This window comes from Cellulomonas hominis, assembly GCF_005239125.1.
Lineage (GTDB): Bacteria > Actinomycetota > Actinomycetes > Actinomycetales > Cellulomonadaceae > Cellulomonas > Cellulomonas hominis_A.
This window is the reverse complement of sequence record NZ_SZYE01000120.1, coordinates 1-12,157: the sequence shown is the minus strand read 5'-3', so window position 1 is coordinate 12,157 and position 12,157 is coordinate 1. Positions and strand designations below refer to the sequence as shown.

Genomic DNA, 12,157 nt, shown 5'->3' with positions numbered 1-12,157 from the left:
GGCCCGGCACCGACCCCGGTGCCGGGCCTCGCGCGCGTCCCGGCCGCGTCGGTCGCGTCGCCCGCGTCGCCCGCACCCCGGCGTCGAGATCGGTGGTCGCGCCCGAGATCGGTGCCCGCACGCGCCGATCTCGGGCGGGACCACCGATCTCGCGGCTCGCCGGCGGGTGCTCGCGGCGGGGCAGCGCAGGGGGCGGGGCGGGGCCCGGCGGAGGGAGTGGGACCCGCGGGTCAGGCGGCGGCCGCCGCCGCGCGGGCGACGGTCGCGACGAAGGCGTCGACGTCCGCCCCGGTCGTGTCGAACGCGCACATCCACCGCACCTCGCCGGTCGCCCGGTTCCAGTCGTAGAACCGCGCGACCTCGCGCACCGCGTCGGCCACGCCGGGCGGCAGCGACGCGAACACCGCGTTCGCGTCGGTCGCCTGGGTGATCCGCACGCCCGGCACGGCTTCCACGCCCGCCCTCAGCCGCTGCGCCATGGCGTTCGCGTGCCGCGCGGACCGCAGCCACAGGTCGCCCTCGTACAGCGCGATCAGCTGCGCCGACACGAAGCGCATCTTGGACGCGAGCTGCATGTCGACCTTGCGCTGGAACGCGATGCCCGGCGTCGACCCGGGGGTCAGCTCCAGGACCGCCTCGCCGAACAGGATGCCGTTCTTGGTGCCGCCGAGGGACACGACGTCGACGCCGACGTCCGTCGTCAGGGCCCGCAGGGGCAGGTCGAGCGCCGCGGCCGCGTTGCCGAGCCGGGAGCCGTCCAGGTGCACCCGCAGGCCGAGGGTGTGCGCGTGCGCGGTGATCGCGAGGATCTCGTCCGGGGTGTACACGGTGCCGAGCTCGGTGGCCTGGGTGATCGAGACGACGCCCGGCTGCGCGCGGTGCTGGTCGCCGAAGCCGTGCGCGTGCCGGTCCACGAGCTCCGGGGTCAGCTTGCCGTCGGGCGTCGGGACCGTCAGCAGCTTGATCCCGCCGACCCGCTCGGGCGCCGCGTTCTCGTCGGTGTTGATGTGCGCGGTCTCGGCGCAGATCACCGCGCCCCAACGCGGGAGCATCGTCTGCAGGGCGACCACGTTCGCGCCGGTGCCGTTGAACACCGGGTACGCGGTCGCGTCGGCGCCGAAGTGGCCCCGGAGCACGTCCTGCAGGTGCTCGGTGTACGGGTCGGCGCCGTAGCCCGGGACGTGGCCGTCGTTGGCGGTCGCGAGAGCCGCGAGGACCTCGGGGTGCACCCCGGCGTAGTTGTCGGAGGCGAAGTCGTGCCGGGCGGGGTCGTGCAGTCTGTCCACCCGCCCATCCTCCCCCACTCCGGCGGGTACCCCGGTCAGCGGGTCGCGGCGGCCTCGGCGGCCTGGCGGGCGCGGCACTCGGCGCACGTGCCGAGCAGCTCGATGGTGTGCTCGACGTCGGAGAAGTCGTGCGCGGCGCCCACCTGCTCGGCCCACGCCTCGGCGCCCGGTCCGTCGATCTCGACGGCCTTGCCGCAGGACCGGCACACGAGGTGGTGGTGGTGGCTGCGCCGCACGCAGCGGCGGTACACGGCCTCGCCGTCGGGCGAGCGCAGCACGTCGACGTCACCCGCGTCGGCCAGCGCCTGCACCGCGCGGTACACGGTCGCCAGGCCGGTCGTGGAGCCCTGGGAACGCAGCAGGTCGTGCAGCTGCTGCGCCGAGCGGAACTCGTCGAGGTCGTCGAGCAGCCCGAGGATCTCGGTGCGCTGCTTCGTGGTGCGCTGCGTGACGGCCATCGTGCGTGCTCCCTCCTCCGCGCGCCCCTCGGCGGGACGGCGGACCATGCTACTCAACGCGCGCGGGCGGGTGATCCGTTCCCGGGCGCGCCGCGAGCCGGGAACCCGTCGGGTCCCCGGCTCGCGTGCGGTGCTGCGGGGTCGCTCAGTTGGCGACGGCGCGCTTGAGGGCGCTGCCGGCGGTCAGCTTCACGCGGAAGCCGGCCGGGATGTCCAGCTTCTCGCCGGTCTGCGGGTTGATGCCGGTGCGCGCGGCACGGTCGGCACGGGACACCGCGAGCAGGCCCGGGATGGTCACGCTCTCGCCGGCGCTGAGCTGCTCGACCAGGACCTCCTGGAAGGCCTTGAGGGCCGCGTCGGCGGCGGTGTTGGTGAGCCCGGCCTTGGCGGCGATGGCCTGGACGAGCTCGGTGCGGTTCACGCTCACGGATGTGCTCCTATGTGTTCGAACTGGGTGCGCGGGCCGCTCGGCGCCTGCGTGGGGCGTCAGCTTCCGGCGGACCGACGCGGACGACCATAACGGCAGGCAGGGCGCTTCTCCGCATCGCCACGCGGTCGGTGTGTCGCTCAGGCAGCGACTCTGCGCCCCTCGAGGTGCGTCAGGAGGTCGTCGAGGGGCCACGCGTCGAGCACGCGGTCGGGCCCGATGCCGTGCGCGGCGGCGCGGTCGCAGCCCACCGGCTGCCACGACAGCTGCCCCGGCGCGTGCGCGTCGGTGTCGATCGTGAACAGGCAGCCGGCGGCCACGGCGACGTCCAGCAGGGCGTGCGGCGGGTCGAGGCGGTCGGGCCGGCAGTTCACCTCCACGGCGACGCCGTGCTCCGCGCAGTCGGCGAAGACGGCGGCGGCGTCGAACTCGCTCTGCGGCCGCTGCCGCTTGCCGGTGAGCTGCCGCCCGGTGCAGTGGCCCAGCACGTCGACGCGCGGGTTCGCGACGGCGGCGCGCATCCGCCGGGTCATGGACGCGGCGTCCATCCGCAGCTTCGAGTGCACCGACGCGACGACGACGTCGAGCCGGTCCAGCAGGTCCGGCTCCTGGTCGATCGCGCCGTCGTCGAGGATGTCCACCTCGATGCCCGTGAGCACCCGGAACGGCGCGATGGCCCGGTTCAGCGCCTCGATCTGCTCGATCTGGGCGCGCAGCCGGGCCGGGGACAGGCCGTTGGCGACGGTGAGCCGCGGCGAGTGGTCGGTGATCGCCAGGTACTCGTGACCGAGCTCCATCGCGGCCAGCACCATCTCCTGGGCTGTGGTGGACCCGTCGCTGGCCTCGGTGTGCGCGTGCAGGTCGCCGCTCAGGGCCGCCCGCAGCGCGGCGCCCGCGTCGGTCGGCTCGGCCGCTGGGTACTTCCCCTCCAGGTCGAGCAGGTACGGCACCGGCCCGCCCGCCGCGGCGTCCGCGGCCACCTCGGCCGTGCGGGCCCCGACGCCGGGCAGGTCGGTCAGCGTGCCCGCGGCGAGCCGAGCCCGGACCTCGTCGGGGCCCGTGCGCTCCAGCGACCGGACGGCGGCCCGGAACGCGTCGGCGCGGTACGACGTCGCGCCGCCGCGCTCGAGCAGGAACGCCGCGCGACGGAGGGCGGCCACGACGGCCTCGTGCACGGACGCGGCGTCCCCGGGTGCGCTCGCCACGCGTCAGGACGCCCGCTTGCGCCCGGTGCGCGCGGGCTTCTCGTCGGCCGCCTTGTCCTCCGCCGGCTTCTCGTCGTCGGCCTTCTTCCCCCGAGACCGGGTCGAGGCCGGCTTCCGGGCGGGCTTCTGCTCGGCGTCGTCGTCGGTGCCCGCCGCCTTGGACCGGGACTTCCGCGCCGGCGCCTTCGTCGCCGGCTTCTCGTCGGCGGGCGCGTCGTCGGGGTCCTTCCCCGACGACGCGGCGGACCCGCCACCCCGCGCCTTCTCGACGCTGCGCTGCAGCGCCGCCAGCAGGTCGACGACCTCGCCCGCGGGCTGGCCGCCCTCGCCGACCTCCTCGGCCTGCGGCACCGCCTGGGTGCGGCCCGAGGACACCTTCGCCTCGATCACCTGCTCCAGCGCGGCCCGGTACCGGTCCTCGAAGCCCGACGGGTCGAAGTCGCCCGCGAGGGACTCGACCAGCGACGAGGCCATGGCGAGCTCCTGCGGCTTCACCGTGACGTCCTGGTCGAGGATCGGGAAGTCGGCCTCGCGGACCTCGTCCGGCCACAGCAGCGTCTGCAGGCAGATGACGTCGTCCCGGACCCGCAGCACGGCCATCGACTCGCGCTGCCGGAGGGCGACCTTGACGACCGCCATCCGGTCCGTGCTGGTCAGCGCCTCGCGCAGCAGCGCGTACGGCTTCGCGGCCGTGCGGTCCGGCTCGAGGTAGTAGGTCTTGGCGAGCAGGATCGGGTCGACCTGGTCGCCGGGCACGAACTCGATCACCTCGATCTCGCGCTCGGTGGCGAGCGGGAGCTGCTCGAGGTCCTCGTCGGTGAGGACGACCAGCTGCCCGTCGTCGGTCTCGTAGCCCTTGGCGATCTCGCTGTACTCGACCGGCTCGTCCTCGATCGAGCAGACCTTGCGGTACCGGATCCGCCCGCCGTCCTTCTTGTGCACCTGGTGCAGCGGCACCTCGTGCTCGCCCGTGGCGGCGTACAGCTTCACGGGCACGTTGACCAGCCCGAACGCGACGGCGCCCTTCCAGATCGCGCGCACAGTGACCACCCTCCCGGCGGGGCGGCTCCCCCGCGACGACTTCGCGTGCTGTGGGCAGGATGGACCCGTGCAGCCCATGCTCGCCACCCCTGTGGCCGTTCCCGGTCGCCTGCCCGACGGCCCCGGCTGGCGGTTCGAGGTGAAGTGGGACGGCGTCCGCATCCTCGCCGACACCACCGGGGACCGCCTCCGGCTGCTCGGCCGCAACGGCCGGGACGCCGCGCTCGCGTACCCCGAGCTCGACCCGCTGGCGGCGCTCCCCGCCGGGACCGTGCTCGACGGCGAGGTGGTCGCGCTGCGCGACGGCGTGCCGTCGTTCCCGGCGCTCGCCGAGCGGATGCACGTCCGGGACCGCGCCCGGGCCGCCGCGCTCGCCCGCCGGGTGCCCGTGAGCTACCTGGTGTTCGACGTGCCCGTCCTGGCCGGCGAGGACCTGACCCGGCGACCGCTCACCGAGCGCCGGGCCGCGCTGGAGACGATCGACCTGCCGGAGCACGTGCAGCTCTCCCCGGTGTACGAGGACGGCGACGTGATCTGGGCTGCCACCCGCGCCCAGGGGCTGGAGGGCGTGGTCGCCAAGCGCGCCACCTCGACGTACCAGCCGGGCCGCCGCTCGGCGGACTGGCTGAAGGCGGTGCACCACACCACGCGCACCGCGGTGGTCGCCGGCTGGCGCCCGGAGACGTCCGGCAGCGGCCGGATGGGGGCGGTGCTGCTCGGCGCCCCGGACGCCGCGGGCGACCTGCGCTTCCTGTGCCGCGCCGGCAGCGGGCTCGCCGGGACCCTGGCCCGGGACCTGACCGCGGCGCTGCGGCCCCTGGAGCGGGCGACGTCGCCGTTCGCCGAGCGGCTGGAGCCCGTGGACGCGCGCGGCACCGTCTGGGTCGAGCCGCGGGTGCTGCTGGACGTCCGCTACCTCACCCGGACGCCGTCGGGCCGGCTCCGCCAGCCGGTGCTCCGCGGCCGCCGGGAGGACACCACGGCGGACCCCTGGGAGGTCTGACCCGGTTCGCCCCCGCGGGCGGGTCGCGGCGGGCCGCGGCCCGTCCCACCTGCGATTGCGCGACCCCCGGGGTTGGGGCAGCGTGGGTCCCAGCCGGCGCCGTCGGGCGCCGAGGACGCAAGGAGGAGACGAATGGTCCGCCGCACGGAGCTCCCGAAGTACACCGTCCCGTCGCTGTCGGTCGAGGACGGCCGGACGGTCGCCGCGATCCTGCAGCAGCGCCTGAACGCGCTCAACGACCTCGCGCTCACGCTGAAGCACATCCACTGGAACGTGACCGGCCCGCACTTCATCGCGGTGCACGAGATGATCGACCCGCAGGTGGACGCCGTGCGCGCCATGGTCGACCAGATCGCCGAGCGGATCGCCACCCTCGGCGTCGCGCCGGTGGGCACCCCCGGCGCGCTGGTCCAGGACCGCAGCTGGGACGACTACTCGATCGGCCGGGCGGGTGCGATCGAGCACCTGGGCGCGCTGAACGAGGTCTACGTCGGCGTCGTCACCGACCACCGCGAGGCCGCGGCCGCGACCGAGGACCTCGACACGGTGACCAACGACATGCTGGTCGGGCACCTGCACGAGCTCGAGCTGTTCCACTGGTTCGTCCGGGCCCACCTGGAGAACGCCGGCGGCGAGCTCAGCACCGCCGGTGCCGAGGGCGAGCAGGAGTCGGCGCGCGAGGCCGGCGCCGCCGCGAAGGACCCGTCGACGGTCTGACGCGCCGCCGCGCCGGGCAGCTCGCCCGGGACGCCGAGGCCCCGGTCACCTGGAGGTGGCCGGGGCCTCGTGCTGCGCGGGGGCGTCGCCGGGGTCCGGCGGCGCGGCCGGTCAGAGGCGCTCGGGGTCGTCCCAGTCGTCCGACGCCGCGATCGCCTCGTCGTCCGGCAGCAGCTCGCTGTCCCGCAGGGTGCGCGGTGCCCGGGAGGCGTCGCCGCCGGAGCGCACGTCGGTGGCGCGCAGCTCGGCCTCGGAGGGCAGCGCCTCCGCGCGGTGGTCGGCGGCGGTGTCGGAGGTGAGGTCACGCGGGCGGGTCGTCATGCCTCGGTTGTACCGCGTCGGGCGGGCCGCCACCACCCCGGGGCGCCGGTGCCGGGCCGCGCCGCCGGCGGATCCCCGTCAGCCCAGGACCGCGCGCGCCCAGTCCCCCAGGGTCCCGCCGGAGGTCAGCACCACGAGCCAGCCGATCGCGACCTGCACGAGGGCCGCGACGACGATCAGCGCGCGCCGGCGCGGTCCCGGGGCGCGCGGCGCCAGCAGCAGCACGTACAGCGCGGTCAGCACGATCCAGGTCTGGCCGGCGGCCTCGCGCAGCCCGAGCCACAGCGACAGGTACAGCCCGACGACCGCGATGCCCGGCGCGATCAGGGACCACGGGTCGCGGACGGCACGCACCGTGGACGCCACCAGCACCAGCGGCGCGGCGAGCAGCGCGAGCGCGATCTGCCGGAGCGCGTCGACGGCGGCCGGCCCCGCGCCGCCCGGGAGCCACCCGGCGGGGGTCGCGGCCTCCATCCCGCCGAGCGGGTCGGCGGAGAACCACCACGAGGCGTACAGCCAGAACCCGAGCGCGGCGGCCGCCGGGAACAGCAGCACCGCGACCGTGGCCTCGTTCGCGCGCCGGCCCGAGCGGCCCGCGCGGCGGGCGAAGAACGGGGCGACCGCCGCGAGCGTCAGGGCGTACAGCCAGGCGCCGGGGTCGAGCATCACGGCGACGCCCAGCGCGATGCCGGCGCGGAACCCGGCCTCCGTGGAGCGCTGCTCGACGAACGCGGCGATGCCGTCCAGGGCCAGCACGAGCAGCGCGAGGCCCAGCAGGGACACCAGGTCGTTCGCCGCGAGGTAGTACAGCGGCGGGGTCAGCACGAGGGTGCCGAGCACCGCAGCGGTCGCCCACGGGCCCGCGCCCTCGCGCACGAGGACCGCCGCGAGCCGCTGCAGCGTGAACCCCAGCACCACGGCGGCGAGCAGGCTCATCGCGAGCGTGCTCCCGCCGAGCACCGAGGACAGGGCGGCGGACAGCGGCGGGAAGACCTCGGCGATCCAGGCCAGCCCGCTGTCGCCCCACCGGACGAGCGCGCCGCGGTCGGCCAGCGCCTCGTTCGCCGCGGGGACCCAGCCGGCGGCGCGGGAGAGCAGCGCGACGGCGACGAACGGCAGCGCCAGCGCGACGCGCAGGCCCCAGCGGGCGGCCGGCCGCGCCGGCCAGGTGTCAGCCGCGTACCGACGCGGGGACGTGCGCGGCAGCGGCGACGCCAGTGAGGCCATGTGCGGTCTTCTCCCAGTAGTGCGGCTTCGTGATGAGCTGCCACAGCGCCTTGTACGCGGCGACGGCGTGCAGCAGCCAGTACGCCGGGTTCGCCAGCCCCCACAGGACCAGCCCGTACCGCCGGCGCTTGAAGGCACCCATCATCGAGACGTAGATCATCAGCGCGCTGCCGACGCCCAGGTTGAACAGCGACAGCCACAGCACCCAGCCGGGGAACAGGAACGACAGCTGCTGCGGGTCGAGGAGCAGCGACGCGAGGAACACGGCGTACAGCAGCGGCACGGCGAGGAACGTGGCGGGCGTGCCGCCGACCAGGAACAGGAACGACAGCGTCTGCCGCAGCCCCGCGACCCGCACGAGCCGGAACGGCTGCCGCAGGTGCACGAGCGTCGTCTGCATGTAGCCCTTGATCCACCGGGACCGCTGGCGCACGAAGTTCGGGTACGAGGTGTTCGCCTCCTCGTACGTGGTCGAGTCGATGACGCCGACCCGCATCCCCTCCGCCGACGCCCGGATGCCCAGGTCCGCGTCCTCGGTCACGTTGTACGGGTCCCAGCCGCCGAGCCGGCGCAGGCCGCTCACCCGGAAGTGGTTCGACGTGCCGCCGAGCGGGATCGCGAGCCGGCCGTACTCCAGGCCCGGCAGCATGTAGTCGAACCAGAAGGAGTACTCGAGCGTGAACATGCGGGTCAGCGGGTTCTCGTCGGCGTTGAAGTAGTTGAGCGCCGCCTGCACGCAGACCAGCTCCTCCCCCGCCTGCCGGAACGCGAGGACCGCCTTCTTGAGCTGGTCGGGCTCGGGCTTGTCCTCGGCGTCGTAGATCACCAGGTACTCGCCGGTCGCGAACTCCAGGCCGACGTTGCACGCCTTCGGCTTCGTCTGCGGCGCGCCCGCGGGGACGGTGATGAACCGGAAGTGCGCGGGCGGGTGCGCGGCCTCGGCCGCGGCACGGGTCTCGGTGTCGTCCTCCTCGACCAGGATCAGCACCTCCAGCAGGTGCGCGGGGTAGTCGAGCGCGCCGAGGTTGCCGATGAGGTTCGCGACGATGTTCGCCTCCTTGTACACCGGCACCAGGACCGTGTACCGGGGCAGCTCGTGGTCCGCCAGCGCGGCCAGCGCGGCGGCGTCGGTGCGGGTCACGTGCTCCATGCGGGCGCCGCGCAGCGACGCCCAGAACTTGAAGCCGGTCCCGACCAGGAACGCCAGGCCGACGACCACCGACAGCGTGACGACGACGGCGCGCAGGTCGGCCACGGCGGCGAGCACCACGACCACGAGCGCGACCGCGAGGGCCACCCGCTGCCACGGCACGAGCACCGTGCGGGCCGACTGCGCCGGCGACCGGCCCCACAGCCCCAGGCTCGCCCGGTCGCGCAGGTCGGCGCCGTACCGGTCGAGCACCGCCTGCTGGAAGTCCCAGCGGTCGGCGAGCACCAGGTACGGCTCCTCGCCGAGCGCGGCGGCGATCGCGGCGCGCCGCCCTGGCGTCGGCTCGTCGACCACCGCCACCACCGGGGTGCCGTCGCCGCGGCGCTCCAGCGGCAGCCACTGCTCCGCGAGCACCCGGCCGACGTCGACGCCCTCCGCGTCGAGCGCCTCGGTGATGCGGGTCGGCACCACGTACGGCAGGTCCCACAGGTCGGCGAGCGCACGCGTCAGGGACTCCGAGTCGAGCGCGCCGATCGCGATCAGGACCTGGCCGATGTAGGCCCCGGAGTCGGCCGCGACCCGCTCCGCGGCGTCCAGCGTGGCCTTGCTGACCAGCCCGCGGTCGACCAGGAGGTCCCCCACCCGCCGGTCCTGCTGATGTCGCGCCACGCCGCCCCCGTTCCGTTCCGACCCGGCGGACACGGTAGCCCGGGCGGCACCCGGCCGCTCCCCGCACGCCGACGACCAGGACGTTCAACATCCGCGCGGCCCTGCCGATGGGGACGTGGTGACCGTCCTGTCCGCGCCGGAGCACCCCGGTCGGCTGCCCGTGCCGGAGCTGCTCCGCACCGGTGGCGTGCACTGCGCCTACCAACCCGTGGTCGAGCTCGCGACGGGCGACGTGCTCGGGCGCGAGGCCCTGCTGCGGACCCCGGCGGGCTCGGGCTGGCGCTCGCCGCTGGAGGTGCTCGACGCGGCCGAGCAGGCCGGTCTGCTCGGCGAGCTCGAGCGGGCGGCCATGTCGCGCGCGCTGGCTGATGCCGCGGCCGCGGCGGGCGGCGCCTCGCACACGCTGTTCCTCAACATCGAGCCCCGGACCCTGTCCCGGCACCTCCCCCTGGTGCTCGAGACGCTCGCGCAGCGCGGACCGCAGGTGCGCGTCGTGGTGGAGATCACCGAGCGCGCGCTCGCCCTCGACCCGGCGGGGATGCTCGACGCGGCCGCCCGGCTCCGCGCCGCCGGCTGCGCCATCGCGCTCGACGACGTCGGGGCGGTCCCGGAGTCCCTGGCGTTCATCCCCCTGCTGGCGCCCGAGATCATCAAGCTCGACCTGCAGCTGCTCCGCACGCTGGAGGACCCCGAGACCATCACGGTCGCGGGGGCCGTCCGGGCGCGCGCCGAGGCGACGGGCGCCCGCGTCGTCGCCGAGGGCATCGAGACCCAGGACGACCTGACCCGCGCGCTGGTGCTCGGCGCCGACCTCGGGCAGGGCTGGTTCCTCGGGCGCCCGCACCGGACGCTGCCCGCGGGCGAGCGGCACACCGGGCGGCTGCCGCACCCGCACGCCCCGGCCGAGGGCGCGGCCACGCCGTTCGAGGTCATCGGCACCCGGCGGGCGGTCCGGCTCGCACCGAAGCGCCTGCTGCTGCCGCTGTCCCGGACCCTCGAGGCCGCCGCCGTCGCGCACCGGGTGCCGCCGGTGGTGCTCGGCGCGTTCCAGGACGAGCGGTTCTTCACCGGGTGGTCGGCGCGCCGCTACGCGCGGCTGGCGGAGGCCCTGCCGTTCGTCGGCGCGCTCGGCACCGGGCTGCCGGCGGCGCTGCCCCCGGCGGTGCGGTGGGCGTCGGTCGACCCGGCCGAGCCGCTGGCACGGGAGTGGGCGGTGGTGGTGCTGGGCGCGCACGAGTCGGTGGCGCTGGTCGGGCGCGAGATCGACGGGCCCCGCTCCCGGCACTCCGCGGCGGTGGGCGCGCCGGTGGGCTCGCCCGAGGACGACGAGCGGGAGTTCGCGTTCGCCGTGACCCACGACCACGGGCTGGTGGCCGAGGCGGCGCAGAGCCTGCTGCGGCGGTTCCGGGCGGACGCCCCGGCCTGACCGGTCCCGGCGGCCGGGTGGCGGGCGGCCCTGCGGCGCTCCGGCACTTCGGCCCCTCCCGGCCCTCCCGGCCCTCCCGGCACTCCGGCCCCTCCCGGCCCTCCCCGGCGAGTGGGCAACCGACACGTCGAGCGAGCATCCGCTGGATGCTCGCTCGACGTGTCTCTTGCACACTCGGCGGCGGGCGGCGGGCACGGTGGGCGCGGGGCACGGCGGGCGGGGCCCGGCCGGCGCGCCTACGGTCGGGGCATGAGGGGCGAGGCGGCGGCCCTGGCCGGGCTCGACGAGGCCGCCCGGCGCCGGCTGCCCGCGGACGCCGGGCGCCTGGAGCGGTACGTGCGCCGGGAGACTCCCACCGGGGCCGTGGACGCGCTGGACGCGCTGGCCGACCTCGTGGTGGCGGACGCCCGGGCGGCCGGCTTCCGCGGCGGGCGGGTGCCGACCGCCGACCCGGCGTCCGGCGACGCCGTCGTCCTGGACCTGCCCGGCCGTGGCGCGCGCGCCGGCGACGCCCCCGCGCTGCTGCTCGCGCACCACGACACGGTGCACGCGGTCGGCGCGGTGCCGGTCCGCCGGGACGGCGACGTGCTGCACGGCCCGGGCACCTACGACATGAAGGGCGGGATCGTCGTGGCGCTGGCCGCGGCGGAGCTGCTCCGGGACGCCCGCCTCGGGCACCGGCCGGTCCGGCTGCTGCTGACGCCGGACGAGGAGGTCGGCTCGCCCGCCACCGCGGGGCTGATCCGGGACGCCGCCCGCGACGCGGCCTACGCCCTCGGCCTGGAGGCGCCCGGCGCGCACGGCGGGCTCAAGACGGCCCGGCGCGGTTCCACCCGGCTGCGGCTGCACGTCACCGGCCAGGCCGCGCACGCGGCGGTCGACCCGGGTGCGGGCGTGTCCGCCACCGAGGAGCTGGTGGACCAGCTGCTCGCGGCCCGCCGGTTCCTCGCGGGCCACCCGTCGGTGCTCGCCAACGTGGGGGTCCTGTCCGGCGGGACCCGGACGAACGTCGTCGCCGAGCACGCCCGCGCCGACCTGGGCCTCCGGTTCGTCACGGGCGCGAGCGAGCGGGCCGTCCTGCGGCACCTCACCGACCCCGCGCCGGTGCGCACGGGCGCGCAGGTGCGCGCCGAGGTGCTGTCCCGCCGGCCCGCCTGGGAGCCCGGCGCGGCGTCGGCCGGGCTGCTCGCGGCGGTCACCGCGGCCGCGGCGCGGGTCGGGCAGCAG

12 protein-coding genes are annotated in these 12,157 nt (G+C 76.2%); 4 read left to right on the top strand and 8 right to left on the bottom strand.

Annotation, left to right across the window (positions count from 1 at the left end):
• Positions 1 to 230 precede the first annotated feature (230 nt).
• The 5 genes from FA014_RS13610 to ku all read right to left on the bottom strand — a co-directional run bounded on the left by FA014_RS13610 (position 231) and on the right by ku (position 4,417).
• Positions 231 to 1,286, bottom strand: a complete 1,056-nt coding sequence (locus tag FA014_RS13610; protein WP_230323148.1) for a threonine aldolase family protein — start codon at positions 1,284 to 1,286, stop codon at positions 231 to 233.
• A 35-nt stretch (positions 1,287 to 1,321) separates the two neighbouring features.
• Positions 1,322 to 1,744 carry a Fur family transcriptional regulator gene (locus FA014_RS13605; protein WP_154730203.1) on the bottom strand — a complete coding sequence of 141 codons (423 nt, stop codon included), beginning with the start codon at positions 1,742 to 1,744 and terminating at the stop codon, positions 1,322 to 1,324.
• 145 nt (positions 1,745 to 1,889) lie between these two features.
• A complete protein-coding gene (locus FA014_RS13600) occupies positions 1,890 to 2,171 on the bottom strand; it encodes an HU family DNA-binding protein (RefSeq protein WP_147796772.1) in 282 nt (93 codons plus the stop codon).
• A 140-nt stretch (positions 2,172 to 2,311) separates the two neighbouring features.
• Positions 2,312 to 3,331 (bottom strand): PHP domain-containing protein, encoded by a 1,020-nt coding sequence (locus FA014_RS13595; RefSeq protein ID WP_328288199.1) that lies wholly within the window; start codon positions 3,329 to 3,331, stop codon positions 2,312 to 2,314.
• Positions 3,332 to 3,379: 48 nt separating this feature from the next.
• Complete coding sequence (ku, locus tag FA014_RS13590) at positions 3,380 to 4,417, bottom strand: non-homologous end joining protein Ku (protein ID WP_154730202.1); 1,038 nt, start codon at positions 4,415 to 4,417, stop codon at positions 3,380 to 3,382.
• Positions 4,418 to 4,493: 76 nt separating this feature from the next.
• Here ku and FA014_RS13585 point away from each other — a divergent pair, with 76 nt between their 5' ends.
• Both FA014_RS13585 and FA014_RS13580 read left to right on the top strand, forming a co-directional pair.
• Complete coding sequence (locus FA014_RS13585) at positions 4,494 to 5,420, top strand: ATP-dependent DNA ligase (protein WP_230323149.1); 927 nt, start codon at positions 4,494 to 4,496, stop codon at positions 5,418 to 5,420.
• Positions 5,421 to 5,552: 132 nt separating this feature from the next.
• Positions 5,553 to 6,137 (top strand): Dps family protein, encoded by a 585-nt coding sequence (locus FA014_RS13580; protein ID WP_154730200.1) that lies wholly within the window; start codon positions 5,553 to 5,555, stop codon positions 6,135 to 6,137.
• 111 nt (positions 6,138 to 6,248) lie between these two features.
• On the opposite strand, the gene FA014_RS13575 is transcribed toward FA014_RS13580, so the two are convergent.
• The 3 genes from FA014_RS13575 to FA014_RS13565 form a co-directional block, all read right to left on the bottom strand.
• Positions 6,249 to 6,458, bottom strand: coding sequence for a hypothetical protein (locus FA014_RS13575; RefSeq protein ID WP_154730199.1), 210 nt, complete (start codon positions 6,456 to 6,458; stop codon positions 6,249 to 6,251).
• 78 nt (positions 6,459 to 6,536) lie between these two features.
• Positions 6,537 to 7,685, bottom strand: coding sequence for a hypothetical protein (locus FA014_RS13570; protein WP_154730198.1), 1,149 nt, complete (start codon positions 7,683 to 7,685; stop codon positions 6,537 to 6,539).
• Positions 7,630 to 9,504, bottom strand: coding sequence for a glycosyltransferase (locus FA014_RS13565; RefSeq protein WP_154730197.1), 1,875 nt, complete (start codon positions 9,502 to 9,504; stop codon positions 7,630 to 7,632). Before FA014_RS13565 ends, FA014_RS13570 begins: the two co-directional genes overlap by 56 nt.
• A gap of 118 nt (positions 9,505 to 9,622) precedes the next feature.
• On the opposite strand from FA014_RS13565, the gene FA014_RS13560 reads away from it, so the two are divergent.
• Together FA014_RS13560 and FA014_RS13555 are read left to right on the top strand one after the other, a co-directional pair.
• Positions 9,623 to 10,930 (top strand): sensor domain-containing phosphodiesterase, encoded by a 1,308-nt coding sequence (locus FA014_RS13560; protein WP_195969294.1) that lies wholly within the window; start codon positions 9,623 to 9,625, stop codon positions 10,928 to 10,930.
• A 249-nt stretch (positions 10,931 to 11,179) separates the two neighbouring features.
• Positions 11,180 to 12,157, top strand: a 978-nt coding sequence (locus FA014_RS13555; protein WP_154730195.1) for a M20/M25/M40 family metallo-hydrolase, incomplete at its 3' end; no start/stop codon positions are given.